The organism is Kribbella caucasensis, from assembly GCF_004361855.1.
Taxonomy (GTDB): domain Bacteria; phylum Actinomycetota; class Actinomycetes; order Propionibacteriales; family Kribbellaceae; genus Kribbella; species Kribbella caucasensis.
Genome location: NZ_SNWQ01000003.1, coordinates 552,848 through 568,298, shown reverse-complemented (window position 1 = coordinate 568,298; position 15,451 = coordinate 552,848). Strand labels below are relative to the sequence as shown.

General features: G+C 66.4%; 15 protein-coding genes. 9 read left to right on the top strand and 6 right to left on the bottom strand.

Annotation, left to right across the window (positions count from 1 at the left end):
• The first annotated feature begins 391 nt into the window (after positions 1–391).
• The gene (locus EV643_RS44085; RefSeq protein WP_166665385.1) at positions 392–544 is read left to right on the top strand and encodes a hypothetical protein; all 153 of its coding nucleotides are present in this window, start codon (positions 392–394) and stop codon (positions 542–544) included.
• Positions 545–680: 136 nt separating this feature from the next.
• On the opposite strand, the gene EV643_RS09955 is transcribed toward EV643_RS44085, so the two are convergent.
• Positions 681–1,568, bottom strand: coding sequence for an alpha/beta fold hydrolase (locus tag EV643_RS09955; protein ID WP_202869484.1), 888 nt, complete (start codon positions 1,566–1,568; stop codon positions 681–683).
• Positions 1,569–1,588: 20 nt separating this feature from the next.
• Between EV643_RS09955 and EV643_RS09950 the strand changes: the two genes are divergently transcribed.
• Positions 1,589–2,260, top strand: a complete 672-nt coding sequence (locus EV643_RS09950; RefSeq protein ID WP_202869483.1) for a TetR/AcrR family transcriptional regulator — start codon at positions 1,589–1,591, stop codon at positions 2,258–2,260.
• Between the two features lie 346 nt (positions 2,261–2,606).
• On the opposite strand, the gene EV643_RS09940 is transcribed toward EV643_RS09950, so the two are convergent.
• Together EV643_RS09940 and EV643_RS09935 are read right to left on the bottom strand one after the other, a co-directional pair.
• A complete protein-coding gene (locus EV643_RS09940) occupies positions 2,607–3,185 on the bottom strand; it encodes a TetR/AcrR family transcriptional regulator (RefSeq protein ID WP_133799681.1) in 579 nt (192 codons plus the stop codon).
• 73 nt (positions 3,186–3,258) lie between these two features.
• Positions 3,259–4,089 (bottom strand): enoyl-CoA hydratase/isomerase family protein, encoded by an 831-nt coding sequence (locus EV643_RS09935; protein ID WP_133799680.1) that lies wholly within the window; start codon positions 4,087–4,089, stop codon positions 3,259–3,261.
• A 103-nt stretch (positions 4,090–4,192) separates the two neighbouring features.
• Here EV643_RS09935 and EV643_RS09930 point away from each other — a divergent pair, with 103 nt between their 5' ends.
• Positions 4,193–5,047 (top strand): alpha/beta fold hydrolase, encoded by an 855-nt coding sequence (locus tag EV643_RS09930; protein ID WP_133799679.1) that lies wholly within the window; start codon positions 4,193–4,195, stop codon positions 5,045–5,047.
• A 17-nt stretch (positions 5,048–5,064) separates the two neighbouring features.
• Here the strand turns inward: EV643_RS09930 and EV643_RS09925 are convergent, their stop codons facing one another.
• A complete protein-coding gene (locus EV643_RS09925) occupies positions 5,065–5,952 on the bottom strand; it encodes an alpha/beta fold hydrolase (RefSeq protein WP_202869482.1) in 888 nt (295 codons plus the stop codon).
• Positions 5,953–6,057: 105 nt separating this feature from the next.
• Between EV643_RS09925 and EV643_RS09920 the strand changes: the two genes are divergently transcribed.
• From EV643_RS09920 to EV643_RS09895, 6 genes are all read left to right on the top strand, one after another.
• Positions 6,058–6,552 carry a winged helix-turn-helix transcriptional regulator gene (locus EV643_RS09920; protein ID WP_133799678.1) on the top strand — a complete coding sequence of 165 codons (495 nt, stop codon included), beginning with the start codon at positions 6,058–6,060 and terminating at the stop codon, positions 6,550–6,552.
• A 329-nt stretch (positions 6,553–6,881) separates the two neighbouring features.
• Positions 6,882–7,775 (top strand): alpha/beta fold hydrolase, encoded by an 894-nt coding sequence (locus EV643_RS09915; protein ID WP_166665384.1) that lies wholly within the window; start codon positions 6,882–6,884, stop codon positions 7,773–7,775.
• The gene (locus EV643_RS09910) at positions 7,772–9,670 is read left to right on the top strand and encodes an AMP-binding protein (protein ID WP_133799676.1); all 1,899 of its coding nucleotides are present in this window, start codon (positions 7,772–7,774) and stop codon (positions 9,668–9,670) included. Before EV643_RS09915 ends, EV643_RS09910 begins: the two co-directional genes overlap by 4 nt.
• Before the next feature lie 100 nt (positions 9,671–9,770).
• Entirely contained in the window at positions 9,771–10,586 is an 816-nt protein-coding gene (locus EV643_RS09905) for a mycofactocin-coupled SDR family oxidoreductase (RefSeq protein ID WP_133799675.1), read from the top strand.
• 10 nt (positions 10,587–10,596) lie between these two features.
• Positions 10,597–11,430 carry a mycofactocin-coupled SDR family oxidoreductase gene (locus EV643_RS09900; RefSeq protein ID WP_133799674.1) on the top strand — a complete coding sequence of 278 codons (834 nt, stop codon included), beginning with the start codon at positions 10,597–10,599 and terminating at the stop codon, positions 11,428–11,430.
• A gap of 78 nt (positions 11,431–11,508) precedes the next feature.
• Positions 11,509–12,477, top strand: coding sequence for an MDR family oxidoreductase (locus tag EV643_RS09895; RefSeq protein WP_202869481.1), 969 nt, complete (start codon positions 11,509–11,511; stop codon positions 12,475–12,477).
• Positions 12,478–12,582: 105 nt separating this feature from the next.
• Here EV643_RS09895 and EV643_RS09890 read toward each other — a convergent pair whose 3' ends face one another.
• Positions 12,583–13,827 carry an NADH:flavin oxidoreductase/NADH oxidase family protein gene (locus EV643_RS09890; RefSeq protein ID WP_133799672.1) on the bottom strand — a complete coding sequence of 415 codons (1,245 nt, stop codon included), beginning with the start codon at positions 13,825–13,827 and terminating at the stop codon, positions 12,583–12,585.
• Complete coding sequence (locus EV643_RS09885) at positions 13,824–15,413, bottom strand: long-chain-fatty-acid--CoA ligase (RefSeq protein WP_133799671.1); 1,590 nt, start codon at positions 15,411–15,413, stop codon at positions 13,824–13,826. The genes EV643_RS09890 and EV643_RS09885 overlap by 4 nt, the downstream gene beginning before the upstream one ends.
• Positions 15,414–15,451 lie beyond the last annotated feature (38 nt).

The following is a 15,451-nucleotide window of genomic DNA, read 5'->3' as shown; positions in this document are numbered from 1 at the left end:
TGCGGCGCGCAACCACCGCCGCCGAGCGAAGCGATGGCGCAGGGGGTGCGGGTGGCGAAGCCCCCGCTCGCGCCGAGCGAAGCGAAGGCGCACAACATGACGAGGGCGACGAGGCCTGCGCTTTCCGCAGGCACACGTCGCCCTCGCACTCGTGGAGGTGGCGGGAATCGAACCCGCGTCCTTCCAACCGCCTTAGTTGGGCATGGTTGGCAAGTGCTGAATCCCCTGGCAATACAGGGTTCTGCATGTTGTCAGTGGTTGCTCGTCGATGGCGACCAACGGTCATAAAGTGATCGTTAGTTGGTCGCGATTCACTCAGGATCCCCTCGGCTCGGTCTACCTCAGGGGCCTTTGAGAACTGAGTGACCCCGCTGGTGAAGCAAGCATCCGCGTGAGCAGCGCCGGCCTTGGCGAACGCGATCTCCAGCTTGAACGAGTCGCCGGCCGAGGTGAGCGCGAGGACGGCCTGGACACCACGGGGGTGTGGCGGCATGGTGGTCCGACGATGGGCGGCTATCGGTCCGGTCGCACCTTGCGGACCTGACCGCCGAGGGATCGGGCGGGATGAGTGCGTGCAACGCGCAGGCGGGTGGCGCCCGCGACAAGCAATCCGGGGCTCCGATGAGCTGGCCGCTCATCGCGGACCAGGCGTCAGCGACCACACCGGAGCCCCGCGGACGTTACTCGTCGAGGAACTGAACGGCGTGCTTCAGGAACCGCTCGGGATACTGGAACTGCGCTCCATGCCCGGCGTCGGGGTAGATGAGCAGTTGAGCGTTGGGGATGTTCTGGGCGAGGTGCCAGGAGTTGATCGAGGCGATCATCACGTCGTTCTCGCCATTGAGGACCAGCGTCGGCTGGGTGACCGCGCTCAGGTAGGTGTAGGGGTTCTCGCCCGGCAGCGGTTCCGCATAGGTCGCAAACGCTTCAAGCTGCGCCTGTGCGACTTCGAGCGAGCTCGGCACGTCCTGGTCGGCCCGCTGGTGACGTCGCTCCCAGAAGGCCCGGCCCGCTTCCCGCGCGGCTTCCGAGCGGCCGAAGAACAGGAAGAGGAAGTCCTCCACGCCGGGGACCGGATGCGTTGCGACCTCAGGCACCTTGGGGTCCATTGTCTGGTCCCCGCCTCGGAGGCCGGTGCCGAGCAGGAGGAGCTTGCGCACCAGCTGGGGGTGGCGCAGCGTGACCTCCTGCACCTGGACACCGCCGATCGAGAAGCCGAGCAGATCGACCTGCTCCAGCCCCAGCGCCTGGATGACCGCGGCGATGTCGTCGGCCATGTCCTCGATCCGGTTACGCGGCGTGCCGGATGACGAGGCGATGCCGCGCCCGTTGAACAGGATGACCTCACGGCCTTCGGCCAGGCCGTCGGTGAGCAGGGGGTCCCAGTGGTCCATTCCGGCGCGGAAGTGCGGGACGAAGAAGAGCGGAACGCCGGAGGGCTTGCCCCAGCGTCGGTAGGCGAATCGGTCGCCGTCGACCTCGATGAAACGAGTCGGTGCAGTCAGGTGCGTGTCATTCATGGCCTGACCCTTTCTGTAGTAGGTGAGCAATAGGATGACGATCATCATCTAAAAAGTCAACCACTTTGATGCCGATCGACATCTATGTATGCTGGGCTGTCGAGCGTCGACTGAAGAAGGGGCGGCTGGACATGCGGGTCACCAAGGCACAGGCGGAGCAGAACCGTGCGCACATCGTCGCGACAGCCGCCAGGCTGTTCCGTGAGCGCGGCTATGACGGTGTCGGCGTGGCGGAACTGATGGCAGCCGCCGGGTTCACCCATGGCGGGTTCTACAAGCACTTCCGCTCCAAGGCCGACCTGATGGCCGAAGCGTCCGCAAGCGGGCTCTCCGAGACCGCGGCTCGGACAGAAGGTCTGGACGTCGCCGAGTTCGTCGAGTACTACGTCTCCCGGGAGCATCGCGACGGGCGCGGTGACGGCTGCACCATCGCGGCCCTCAGCGGCGATGCCGCACGTCAACCAGCGGACATCAGAACAGAGTTCGCAGCCGGAATCGAGAACCAGCTGACGGCCCTTCAGGCCCAAAGCGATACGCCGGGAGATGCGGACCAGCACGCGGCCCGCATCATGATGATCGACCTGCTCGCCCATTCGGTCGGCGCGGTCATGCTGTCTCGGGCCTGCCCGGACGGTTCTCCGCTGGCGGACGAAATCCTCGATGTCTGCCGCAAGGAAATTCTCGCGTCACTTGCACCCGGCAACAGCGACCAGCCGGCGGCAAGGAGCCCAGAGGCCTGACCGCAGCCGACCGACGCAAGCCCACGACAGCGGAGCGGCTGCGGATGCTTGTGGAGGAAGGGATTCTAGCCACGGAGACATACAAGGAGCCGGGGCGCGCAGCCGGGCCAAGTACGTGATCACATCCAAGGGCATGGATCTGGTCCCGGCCGTGATGGGACTCATGCATTGGGGCGACCGGTACCGCGCAGACCCCGAGGGCCCAGCCGTGGAAGCACGGCACCGAGGCTGCGGCGGCCACGTCGACATCCAGATTCGCTGCGAACACGACCACCACGTCCAAGCGGCTGACATCAGTCGATCCCCGGCCCCGCCTTCCGCTTGCGCCCCGCGGTGTGACCCGAGCCTACTTCGCGTCGAGCACGGCGAGGGCGTTCTGGATGCCCTGCTCGAGGACCTGGTTTGCAAGCTTCCGGTCGGCCAGCGCCCGGGACAGCTGCATGGTGCCGACCATCAGGGCGTAGACACTCAGCACCTTTGCCCGCGCCGATTGCGGATCGCGTGGCGCCAGTACGGCGGCGATGTCGTCAATGAACGCGAGCACCCCATCGGTGTAGGCCTGCTTGGTCGCGTCCGGGCAGCGCCCGATCTCGTCGAGGAGCGCAGCCGACGGGCAACCCTCCTCAGGGTTGTCGCGATGAGCCGGCGACAGGTACTCACGCACGATCCGCTCAACACCAGCGCGGTCGGTCGCCGTGCCACTGATCCACTCGCGCTGCCCGCGGAGCTGGTCGGCCACGATCGTCGCGACCAGATCATCCTTGGACTCGAAGTGGGCGTAGAAGGCGCCGTTGGTCAGCCCGGCGTCCGCCATCAGCGTCGCGACCCCCGACCCGTCGATGCCATCACGCTTGAACCGACGGCCCGCCGTCTCGGTGATCCGCTGCCGCGTCGCCTGCTTGTGTTCCTTGTCGTACCGCGCCATCTACTCCTCCACTCACGGAGAGGCCGACGCGGCCTCTCCGCATATTGTATTACATTCGTAATCTAGGGCGCCGTCAGGCCTGCTGATTGGCGATCCCGATGTACTCACCCATCCGGTACTCGAAGTCGAGACCCTTCTCGGCGACCAGGGCTTGAGCGCCGGCGGCGCGAGCCAGGAACCCCGGCAGGGTCAGCGAGTGGGCGAACTCACCGTAGGCCGCGGCCAGGTCTGCGTCCGGCGGTAGCGACGCCCGGTTGACCATCGACTTGGCGGACGCCAGCGAGGTTCTGTCGAAGGAGGCCAGACGGGCCGCCATGGTGTCCACGAACTGATCGAGCTCGGCGTCCGGCAGCGCCCGCGTGACCCACCCCCAGCGCTCGGCCACCTCGGCGTCGTAGTCGCTGCTGCTCAAGATGACCTCCAGGGCCCGGTCGCGACCGACGAACCTCGGCAATCGCTCGGTCCCACCACCTCCGGGCAACAGTCCGCTGCCCACCTCGGGCTGGCCGAACAGCGCCTTCTCCCGGCTCGCATAGCGCAGATCGAGGGCAAGGGCGAGCTCATTGCCGGCGCCACGGGTGCGACCGCGGATCGATCCGACCGTGATGTACGGCGCCTTCGTCAGCCGCAACACCAGGTCGGTCCAGATCGGCACCTCATCCTCACCCTCCAGCGCCGGGAAGTCCGCGGCCGCGGCGAGGTCGAAGTGGTTGATGAAGAAGTCGGGAACGCCGCTCTTGAAGACGACGACCTGGATGTCGGGATCGTCGCCGAGCTCCACGACGAGCTCGTGCAGCCGCATCACGGTCTCGCCGACGACCAGGTTCACAGGCGGGTTCGCGAAGGTGATGTTCGCGATCTTGGGGTTGGGACGCTCGATGCTGATGGTGCTTGGCTGGTTCATTTCGGTGCTCCTGTCTGGGGTTGCGGTCTCGATAGTATTATGACCATACTCTAAAGCATTCGCGCAACTGCACCGCAGCTGAGCAACGACGGAAGGAACGGACATGAACGAGTCACCAGCCGTGCACAACACCACGTCTTGGAAGGACGCCCCCACCCGCACACTCTCCGCGGGAGGAGTGCAGTTCGCCTACCGCGAGCTCGGCCCGAACACCGGCGTGCCGGTGGTCTTCCTCACCCACCTGGCCGCCGTACTCGACAACTGGGACCCCCGGGTCGTCGACGGCATCGCCGCGAAGCACCGGGTCATCACCTTCGACAACCGCGGCGTCGGCGCCACCACCGGATCCACACCGACGACGATCGAAGAGATGGCCCAAGACGCCGTCACCTTCATCCGCGCCCGCGGCCTCGAACAGGTCGACCTGTTCGGCTTCTCCATGGGCGGCATGATCGCCCAGGTCATCGCGCTCGAGGAGCCCGAGCTCGTGCGCAAAATGATCATCGCCGGCACCGGTCCCGCCGGCGGCGAAGGCATCGACAAGGTCACCCGGATCTCCTACCTCGACACCGCACGCGGACTGCTCACCCGCCAGGACCCCAAGCAGTTCCTCTTCTTCACCAGAACGCCGAACGGGATCCGAGCCGGCAAGGAGTTCCTGGCACGACTGGAAGAGCGCACGCAGGACCGCGACAAGCCCATCACCGTGCGCGCCTTCCGCGCCCAACTCAAGGCCATCCACCGCTTCGGGCTGCAGAAGCCGGCGAACCTCGCAAGCATCCACCAGCCGGTCCTCGTCGCCAACGGTGAGAGCGACAAGATGGTCCCCACCACGAACAGCTACGACCTCGACCAACGACTCCCCGACAGCCGGCTCGCCATCTACCCCGACGCCGGACACGGCGGCGTCTTCCAGTTCCACCAGGACTTCGTCAAGCGAGCTCTGGCGTTCCTCTGAGTGCCAGGGCTCTCGACCTACTTGAGGAACCGCGTCAAAGCAGCCGCCGTGGCCCCGGGCGCCTCCTCGGCCAGGAAATGCCCGGAGCCGGCAATGGACCCCGCGGAGACGTTGGCGGCATACGAGTCCCACACCGCCGGTACGTCGTAATGCCGGCCGACGAATCCCGCCGTACCCCACAAAACAAGCAGTGGACAGGTGATTCGCTCGCCCGAGATGTAGCTGCGTTCGTCGTGCTCCAGGTCGATGCTTGCCGCGGCTCGGTAGTCCTCACAGCTCGCCGCGATCGCGGCGGGATCGCGAAAGTGCGTGACGTAGTCGTCGACGGCGTCCGCGGCGAACGAGTGGCCGGCGGATGACCAGGCGGCCAGCTTCGCGCGCAGGTAGAACTCGGGGTCGCCACCGATGAGCCGCTCGGGAAAGCCCGGCGCCTGGGCAAGGAAGAACCAATGCTCGTACGCCAGCCCGAACTCCCTGTCCACGCTGGCGAAGACGTGTCGGGTGGGAACGATGTCGAGGACAGCCGCGCGAGTCACGCGAGTTGAGTGGTCGAGGCACATCCGATGGACGACGCGGGCGCCTCGGTCGTGGCCTACTGCCGCGAAACTGTCGAAACCAAGCCTCGCCATGACTGAAACCTGGTCCGCGGCCATCGCCCGCTTGCTGTATTCGGCGTGGTCAGGCCCGGCCGCCGGTTTGGCCGATCTGCCGTAGCCGCGCAGGTCCGTCAGTACGACGGTATGGCGCTCAGCCAGCACAGGTGCGACCTCATGCCACATCACGTGCGTTTGCGGATAGCCGTGCAGCAGCAGAACCGGCGACCCTGAGCCAGCCATCCGACCACTGATCCGGATGCCGTCGACCTCGACCTCGATCGGTTCGAACCCCGCGAGCAACTGCGCCACCCGGTTCTCCCCTCAGTTCGGCGACTGGTCGTACGACCGTAATCCATATGATCCATCACCGAGACTGTCGCCACCCGCGAGAGCTCCTGTGCCTACACTTCCATCATGGAACATACGAGCTTCGAAGGCATGAGCTGCCCCGTCGCGCTCGCGTTGGAGCGAGTCGGTGAGTGGTGGAGCATCCTGATCCTGCGTGACGCCACGCATGGACTCACTCGGTTCGAGCAGTTTCAGAAGAGCCTGGGGATCTCACCCAACTCGCTCTCCCGCCGGCTCGCTGCCCTCGTCGAGGCGGGCCTCTTGGAGCGACGTCGCTACAACGAACGTCCGCCCCGAGATGAGTACGTACTAACCGCGGCAGGGCATGCGTTCCGCCCGGTACTGATAGCTCTGTATGCGTGGGGCAACCAGCACTTTCCTCCTGACGCGGTCAACGTTCGCTTGGTCGACAACGAGTCCGGTGTCGATGTCGACCCGGTGCTGATAGACCGCTTGACAGGTCACCCACTGGATGACGCGCACACCACGTTTCTGCCCGGTCCGGCCGCGGACCCTCGGCTCCGCGCGGTTCTCGCCCGGCGTCGCGAACTAGCCTCTTAGGCTTGCCTTCCGCTCGGGCGTGAATGCGCATCCGGCGATCTGATCATCGAGTTGGCTTCGCCGGAACGAATTGCCGCGAGCGATTCGCGTGCGGCCTCGCGTTGTCTCCGCAACGATCGTTTCGACTGACGGCCCGATCTTGCGCACTCCGGGAGCCAGCTGAGGCCCCGGATGTCAATGGCCGACGCTACGACCCCTGACGCCAGTTGAGCACCTACCTACCGAGTTCCGCCACGGCAAGAAACTTCCATCATGGTAGAGCCTTGCATCATGGAAGTGACTGGGGTTACTTTCAGGCCCTCTACTCCAGCCAAGTGATGAGGTGCACCGTGAGCTCTTCGGTAAGCGATCGAGCTGTCCAGTCCTACCGGTCGGTGGAGGTCGAGACGCAGTACGTCGAGGTGGGAGATGTCCGCTACGCCTATCGCGAGCTGGGCCCTGAGCGGCCGGCGGACACGACTCCACTGGTGTTCCTGCACCGCTTCCGGGGAACCCTCGACGACTGGGACCCGGCTTTCGTCGACACGGTGGCCGAGCACCGACACGTGATTTTGTTCAGCGACGCCGCGGTCGGATCGTCGACCGGATCGCCGGCGACCAGCGTGGACCAGAAGGCCCAGAACGCCGCGTCGTTCGTCCGCGCGCTGGGTCACGGCGTCGTCGACGTCTTGGGGTTCTCGATGGGCGGCTTCGTCGCCCAAGCCATCGCGGTACAGGAGCCGGCGCTGGTGCGCAAGGTCGTGCTCATCGGCTCGGGCCCGGGCGGCAACCCAGAGACCGACCCGCACACCGACATCGTCTTCGAGATCGCCCTGAAGCCGGAGTACGCCTTCGAAGATGTCCGTTACCTGTTCTTCGCCGAGGGTCGCGAGACCGAGACCCAGGCCTACATCGAGCGCAATTCTCTGCGGACCGACCGCGAGCCTGTCGTCACCGCGGAGACCATCCAGGCAATGGCGGGGCTGATCATGGACTTCATGGGTGGCAAGACCGGCCACTACTCGACGCTTGCCGAGTTGCGCCAGCCCACGCTCATCATCAACGGCGACGACGACCACTTCTTCCCGGTCAAGAACCAGTGGCTGCTCCTTCGAGAACTCCCTGACGCGCAGCTGGCCATCTATCCGCAGGCCGGACACGCGCCACATCAGCAGCACCCAGAGGCGGTGGCTGCACAGGTCAACCGCTTCCTCGAGTCCCGGGATCTGGAAGCGTCGCGATGACCGGTTACGGCAGCCTCTATGGCGGCTGGCGTGACGATCCTCTGAGCTACTGGGGCGCCCAGGCGTCACGCGTCGATTGGACGACGCCGTGGACCGCAGTCTTCGACGAGAATGCCGGCCCGTACGGTCGCTGGTTCCCCGGCGGTTGGCTGAACACGAGCCACAACTGCCTGGATCGTCACGTCGACGCGGGTGCGGGCGATCGGCCGGCATTGATCTGGGACAGCGCCATGACCGGGGAGGTCGTCACACATACCTACCGCGAGCTGCGCGATCGTGTCGCGAAGGTCGCCGGAGCGCTCGCCGCAGTGGGCGTGACTCGAGGCGATCGCGTTGTCATCTACATGCCGATGATCCCCGAGGCCGCCATCGCGATGCTCGCCTGCGCCAGACTTGGCGCAGTTCACTCCGTGGTGTTCGGCGGCTTTGCGGCCTCGGAGCTCGCGGCCCGGATCGACGCCACCCGGCCGCAGGCGATCATTGCCGCATCATGCGGGCTGGAACCCGGCAGAGTCGTGGCCTACAAGCCGGTGCTCGACGACGCACTGGAAGTGGCGGGACATCGCCCGAAGGCCTGCTTCGTCCTGCAGCGCCCGCAGTCGATCGCAGAGCTCGCGCCGGGTCGCGACCATGACCTGCTGGCCGCAGAAAACGCAGCCGCCCCCCACGATCCTGTCCCCGTCGCCGCCACCGACCCGCTCTACATTCTCCACACCTCCGGTACGACGGGGCGCCCCAAGGGCATCGTCCGAGACAACGGCGGGCACGCGGTGGCCCTTTCCGCGTCCATCCCGACGATCTTCGGGCTCCGGGAAGGCGACGTGTACTGGGCGGCATCGGATGTCGGCTGGGTCGTCGGACACTCCTACATCGTCTACGCGCCACTGCTCGCCGGCCTGACCTCGGTGATGTACGAGGGCAAGCCGGTCGGCACCCCGGACGCCGGAGCCTTCTGGCGCGTGATCGACAGACACAAGGTCAACGTCCTCTTCACCGCCCCCACCGCGATACGCGCAATCAGACGGCAAGACCCGGATCTGGGCCTGATGGCTCGACACGACATCTCGTCGCTGCAGGCGGTGTTTCTGGCCGGCGAGCGGTGCGACCCGCCCACAGCGACTTGGCTGCAGTCCCGGATCGACCGTCCGGTCATCGACAACTGGTGGCAGACCGAGACCGGTTGGCCGATCACGGCACGCTTCCGCGGGGTTGGGCTGACACCGTTCAAGCCGGGATCGGGTGGTAGGCCCAGCCCTGGGTTCGACGTTGCCGCCCTCGACGACAGCGGAGCCCTGCTGCCTGCCGGCGAGACGGGAAACCTGGCGCTCCGGCTGCCGTTGCCACCGGGCTGTGCACCGACATTGTGGGACGACGACGAAGGCTACCGCGCGTCGTACCTGGACGACTTTCCCGGTTGGTACCGCACCGGCGATGCCGGGTACGTCGATGCCGAGGGTGACGTATGGGTCCTCGGTCGGACCGACGACATCATCAACGTGGCCGGGCACCGGCTCTCGACCGGTGCGATGGAGGAGGTCCTGGCCGCGCATCCAGATGTCGCGGAGTGCGCGGTGATCGGGGCGGAGGACCCGCTGAAGGGTGAGGCACCGATCGGCCTGGTGGTTCTGAAGGCCGGGGTGCGTCGTGACCCCGACGTCGTACAGAACGAGTTGGTCGAGATGGTCCGCAACCGGATCGGCGCGGTGGCGTCCTTCCGTACCGCAGTCGTCGTCGACCAGCTTCCGAAAACCCGCTCGGGGAAGATCCTGCGCCGGACCCTGCGCGACCTGGCCAACGGCGGGCCGGTACAGGTGCCGCCGACGATCGAGGACCCGGGCGTCGTCGAGCGGCTCCGCCTTGCCTTTCCCACCTCGGACGCGCAGTCCGTCCGCTGACTCCACAAGAAGCGCGCTGGACAGTGCCCAGCACGACGACGAATCCACCGGCACGGCCCAGATGGCCCGTACCGGTCAATGGACAACCAGGAGGAATCGCATGCGACGAGTAGAGAACAAGGTGGCGTTCATCACCGGCGCCGCTCGTGGGCAGGGCCGGAACCACGCCCTGCGGCTGGCGGAGGAGGGCGCGGACATCATCGCGGTGGACATGTGTAAGCAGCTTCCATCGGCCCGCTACGACTTGGCGACATCCGAGGACCTGGCCGACACACGCAAGGCGATCGAGGCGTTGGGGAGGAAGGTGTTGACCGTCGAGGCCGATGTCCGGGACGAGCAGCAGCTTGCCGATGCGTTCCGGGAGGGCGTCGCCACGATCGGCCTGGTGGACATCGTGGTGGCGAACGCTGGTGTCGCCCTGTTCGCTGTCGACCAACCGCACGAGGCTTGGCAGGACACGATCGACATCAACCTCACGGGAGTCTTCAACACGCTTGAGACCGTCGTACCGTCGATGGTCGAGCGCGGGCAGGGCGGTGCGATCGTGCTCACGAGCTCCACGGCGGGTTTGCGCGGGATCCTCGGCCCGTCGCGGGGAGCGCTCGCGTACGTCGCCTCCAAGCACGGCCTGGTCGGGCTGATGCGCTCCTACGCCAACAACCTCGCAGCCCACTCGATTCGGGTGAACTCAGTGCATCCGACCGGGGTGGAGACGCCGATGATCGTGACGCCCTCGATCGACGCATTCCTCGAGGCAAACCCCGAACTCGTGCCGCACATCACGAACGCAATGCCGGTCGGCCTGGTCTCGGTGCAGGACGTCAGCAACGCGGTGCTCTACCTCGTCTCTGACGAGGGTCGCTACGTCACCGGCACGACGTTGTCGGTCGATGCCGGTTTCGCCAACAAGATCTGAGGAGCTCATCATGACCGGACGCGTTGAAGGAAAGGTCGCCTTCGTCACCGGGGCCGCCCGCGGACAAGGCCGGGCGCACGCGGTGCGGCTGGCAGCGGAGGGCGCCGACATCATCGCCGTCGACCTGTGCGCGCCGATCGACTCGGTGCCCTATGCGCTGGCAACCGAGGCGGACCTGAAGGAGACGGTCAGGCAGGTCGACGGTCTCGGCCGGAGGATCGTCTCGAGTCAGGCGGATGTGCGGGACTTCTCCGCCCTCGAGGCGGCCTTGGCGCACGGCGTCGCGGAACTCGGACGGCTGGACATCGTGGTGGCGAACGCCGGGATCCTTTCGGCTGCTCCGACCGAGGCCATGCCCGAGCAGAGCTGGCAGGACATGATCGACGTGAACCTCACCGGCGTCTACCACGCCGCCAAGGCTGCGATCCCGCACATCAAGGCCGGTGGCGCGGGTGGCTCGATTGTCCTGACCAGCTCCGCGCTCGGCATCCGGGCGATGCCGAACCTGCCGCACTACGTGGCGGCCAAGACCGGGGTCGTCGGCCTGATGAGGGCGCTGGCTCTCGAGCTTGCCGCGGACAAGATCCGCGTCAACACCGTCAACCCGAGCATCGCGGACACGCTCATGGTGCAGAACGAAGCCGTGTACAAGCTCTTCGTACCGCACATCGAGAGCCCGACTCGCGAGCAGGCCGCGGACGTGTTCGCCAGCATGAATCCGATGCCGATTCCCTGGGTCGACGCCGAGGACGTGGCCAACGCGGTCATGTTCCTGGTGTCGGACGACGGTCGTTTCGTCACCGGCCTCGAGCTCAAGATCGATGCGGGGTTCTGCCTGGCCTGAACCGCTCTGACCGGACCTGCCGGCGACACGTTGGATTCGACGTTCTGAGAAGGAGACACGATGAGAGCAGTACTGATAGTGAAAGACGAGGCCGGGCAGCGTGCGGAGCTCACCGAGATTCCGGACGACGACATCGGCGAGGGGGATGTGACCATCGCCGTCGACTACTCGGCGGTCAACTTCAAGGACGGCCTGGGCGTTACGGGCGTCGTGCCGGTCGTCGATCGGTTCCCGATTGTCGGCGGTATCGACCTGGCGGGCACGGTGGTGGACGCACCAGCTGGGTCGGGCTTGGCACCGGGCGATGCCGTCGCGGTCAACGGGTGGGGGCTCGCCGTCAACCACAATGGTGGGTTCGCCACGCGCGCGCGGGTACCGGCCGAGTGGATCACCAAGATTCCCAAGCAATTCACGACGTGGCAGGCGATGGCGATCGGGACGGCCGGCTACACGGCCGGCCTCAGCGTCGTGGCGCTGCAACGCCACGGTTTGAGCCCGGACGCAGGGCCTGTCGTCGTCACGGGTGCTGCCGGCGGTGTCGGCTCGGTGGCGATCGCACTACTTGCCGCGCTCGGCTACGAGGTGCACGCGTCGACCGGGCGCACGGGCGAGGCCGACTACTTGCAGGCCCTGGGGGCCACGGAAATCATCGCGCGCACGGAGCTCGCGTCGCCCTCCCAGCAGGCGCTGGCGTCAGAGCGATGGGCCGGCGGTGTCGACACCGTCGGCAGCCACACGCTGGTCAACGTTCTGAGCCAGATCCGCTACGGCGGAGTGGTCGCCAACTGCGGCCTCGCCCAAGGGCTCGACCTTCATGGCTCGGTCGCACCATTCATCCTCAGGAGCGTGACGCTGGCCGGAATCGACTCGGTCAACGCTCCGGCGACCAAGCGCGACGAAGCCTGGGACCTGCTCTCCGAGTACCTCGACGAGCGTCTGCTCGAAGGCATGACGACCACAGTTCCGCTCGATCAGGCAGCGGCAGTCGCCCAGCAGGTCCTTGCGGGAGCAGTGCGGGGAAGGACCGTTGTCGACGTCAACCGATGAGTGCCGCGAGGCAACCAGGGCACCGCAGGCGCCGACCCCAGACCGGGGTCGGCGCGTGTCGCTTCGGGGACTCGGTCTGGGAGCGTCTGCCGCGCAAATGAGCACTCATCCCCCACGGGTACGGCGGAACGAAGCGCGGCCGTTCCGGCGGATCAGCGCGATGGTGGTGGCGAGGCGTCCACGGTTCGGGTCCGGCTCAAGCCCTGCCCCGAGGCGGTGAAGCTGGTCGGCGTGCCAGCCGAGATCGAGGAGGCCGTCGAGTTGCTTCAGGTCGGCGACCTTGTCCAGCACGCGCCGCAAGCCGAACTTCACCTGGTGGGCAGGCACGGCATCTGCGCGTCCCGTGAGGATGACTCGTGCGGCGTCCGGCGTCGTGGCAGTGGGGCGACCCATTCCAACGACATCGCACTCGCGGGAGTCGACGGCCGACTCCATCGCCGCCCGTGACCGGAATCCTCCGGTGACTGCCAGGGGGATGTCTCCGACGACCTCGCGGACGGTGCGCGCATAGTCGAGGAAGTAGGCCTCGCGGGCAAGTGTCGAGGCGGCTGCCGAGCCCATCATGGCCGGCGACTCGTAGCTGCCGCCGCTGATCTCGATGAGGTCCAGGTTCTCCTTCGCAAGGACCTGCAGGACGGTGCGAGACTCCTCTTCCGAGAAGCCACCTCGCTGGAAGTCAGCCGAGTTCAGCTTGATCGCTACCGCGAATCCGGGAGACACGCGCGCACGGATCGCTCGCACGACCTCGAGGACGAACCGCATGCGGCGCGTGAGGTCGCCGCCCCACTCGTCGGTACGCCGGTTCGACAGCGGTGAGAGGAACTGATTGACAAGGTAGCCGTGGGCGCCGTGGATCTGGACCCCGTTGAAGCCGGCCATCTCACAGACGGTGGCCGCGGTGGCGAACCGGTCGATGATGTCGAGGATCTCCGCACCGGTGAGCTCTCGGGGCGTACTCGCCCCCGGCATATTCAACGCGATCGGGCTGGGAGCTACCGGCGTGCGTCCCAACGCCAGGGGGTTGGCTTGGCGTCCCGGGTGGTTGAGTTGCGCCCAGATCGGCACGCCGGCGTCCTGGGTCGTCTTGGCCCACCGTGACAGGGCGTCCAGGTCACGGTCGTCCTCGATCACAATGTTGCCGGGCTCACCGAGCTGGCGGCGGTCCACCATGACATTGCCGGTGATGATCAGCCCGTAGCCGCCCTCGCTCCAACGCTGGTACAGCCGCGAGAGCCGGTGGTCGGGTGAGTTCTCGCCGTTGGCCAGCGCCTCGCTGAGGGCAGACTTCATGATGCGGTTGGGTAACACCTGGCCGTTGGGCAGGGTGAGGGGCTCGTGCAGGGACGTCATGCGAGTGCTCCTTGATGGGGTCGCGTCGCCGGGGTTCTCAGGGCAAGCTCGCGCTTGAGGATCTTGCCGGTCGCCGTCATCGGCAAGGAGTCGACGATCTCGACGATGCGGGGATACTTGTGGCCGGCCATCTGCGTCTTTCCCCACGCGACCAGCTCGGGCGCGGTCACGGTGGCGCCGGGGTTGAGGATGACGTAAGCCTTGACTTCTTCGCCGTGACTCTCGTGGGGAACGCCGACGACGGCCGCGAGGCTGACGTCGGGATGCGACATCAGTACGTCCTCGATCTCGCGCGGGTACACGTTGAAGCCACCGCGGATGATCATGTCCTTGACCCGGTCGACGATGTAGTAGAAGCCGTCCTCGTCCCTGCGTGCCAGGTCGCCGGAGCGGAACCAGCCGTCGCGGATCACCTCAGCCGTTTCCTCGGGTCGTCCGAAGTAACCCTTCATCACGAGGTGACCCCGGATAGCGATCTCGCCGACTTTGTCTACGCCGGTGACCTCATTCCAGTCACGGTCGATGAGTTTGCACTCGACGCCCCAGATCGGCACGCCGATGGAACCTGGCCGTGGGTCGCGGTCCGGATCGCTGAACGTGGCGACGGGCGAAGTCTCGGACAAGCCGTAGCCCTCGAGGATCTGGACGCCGAACTTCTCCTGTACACGCGAGATGATCTCGACCGGAAGACCGGAACCACCCGAGACGCCGATGCGCAGGTTGGCGGCGATCCGGGCGACGTCGACGTCCTCGGTGAGGGCGTTGAGCAGTCCCCACCACATCGTGGGTACGCCGGCGAAGAAGGTCACACTCTCTCGCTGCATCAGGTCAAGGACCTGGCTGGCGTCGAAGCGGGGAACGAGCAGCAGGGTGGCGGCCGTGGAGAATCCGGCGTGCATCTGGACGGTGGCACCGAACGTGTGAAATAGGGGCAGGGCCAATGCATGGGTGTCACGTGTCGGTTCGTTCCCGAACAACCGATTCACGGCGAGCGTGTTCATCATCGTGTTGGCGTGCGACAGCTCAGCGCCCTTGGGCTGGCCCGTCGTGCCGCTGGTGTAGAGGATGATCGCGGTGTCGGTCCCCTCCGTCGTCACGGACTCGAAGGTGGTCGGTTGCCCCGCGAGCGCCTGGGCAAGGGTCTCGACGCCCTCGATCGGGCTGCTGGCAGCGGGGTTCGCGGTGATCAGGAAAAAGTTCTCGCAACCGTCGCTGGCCACAAATCCGGCGTGGCCCTCAGCACCGATGGGTAACTCCGCCGTGCCCTCGAAACAGACGTACGCCTTCACGTCGGCGTCGGCCAGGTGGTAGGCCACCTCACGGCCCTTGAGTAGGACGTTGAGCGGGACGATCACGGCGCCGGCCTTGAGGACGGCGTAATAGACGATCGGGAACCAGGGCAGGTTGGGGCAGCTCAGCGCAACCTTGTCCCCGGTACGGATGCCGCGCTCGACGAGCAGGTTCGCCACCTGGTTCGCTGCCGCGTCCACTTGGGCGTACGTCAGCCGGTTGGGGCCGAGGACGAGCGCTTCCCGAGTGGGGTATCGCCGCGCGGAGTCTTCGAGCAGGACAGAGAGATTCAGCATGGACGTGCTCCTGATGGCAAGACGAAGAGAGCAACTGG

Coding starts and splice junctions, on each gene's coding strand:
- EV643_RS09950 (WP_202869483.1), top strand. CDS start 1,589: ATGCCGATCGACATCTATGTATGCTGGGCTGTCGAGCGTCGACTGAAG.
- EV643_RS09930 (WP_133799679.1), top strand. CDS start 4,193: ATGAACGAGTCACCAGCCGTGCACAACACCACGTCTTGGAAGGACGCC.
- EV643_RS09885 (WP_133799671.1), bottom strand. CDS start 15,413: ATGCTGAATCTCTCTGTCCTGCTCGAAGACTCCGCGCGGCGATACCCC.
- EV643_RS09910 (WP_133799676.1), top strand. CDS start 7,772: ATGACCGGTTACGGCAGCCTCTATGGCGGCTGGCGTGACGATCCTCTG.
- EV643_RS09890 (WP_133799672.1), bottom strand. CDS start 13,827: ATGACGTCCCTGCACGAGCCCCTCACCCTGCCCAACGGCCAGGTGTTA.
- EV643_RS09955 (WP_202869484.1), bottom strand. CDS start 1,568: ATGATGATCGTCATCCTATTGCTCACCTACTACAGAAAGGGTCAGGCC.
- EV643_RS09905 (WP_133799675.1), top strand. CDS start 9,771: ATGCGACGAGTAGAGAACAAGGTGGCGTTCATCACCGGCGCCGCTCGT.
- EV643_RS09900 (WP_133799674.1), top strand. CDS start 10,597: ATGACCGGACGCGTTGAAGGAAAGGTCGCCTTCGTCACCGGGGCCGCC.
- EV643_RS09935 (WP_133799680.1), bottom strand. CDS start 4,089: ATGAACCAGCCAAGCACCATCAGCATCGAGCGTCCCAACCCCAAGATC.
- EV643_RS09940 (WP_133799681.1), bottom strand. CDS start 3,185: ATGGCGCGGTACGACAAGGAACACAAGCAGGCGACGCGGCAGCGGATC.
- EV643_RS09920 (WP_133799678.1), top strand. CDS start 6,058: ATGGAACATACGAGCTTCGAAGGCATGAGCTGCCCCGTCGCGCTCGCG.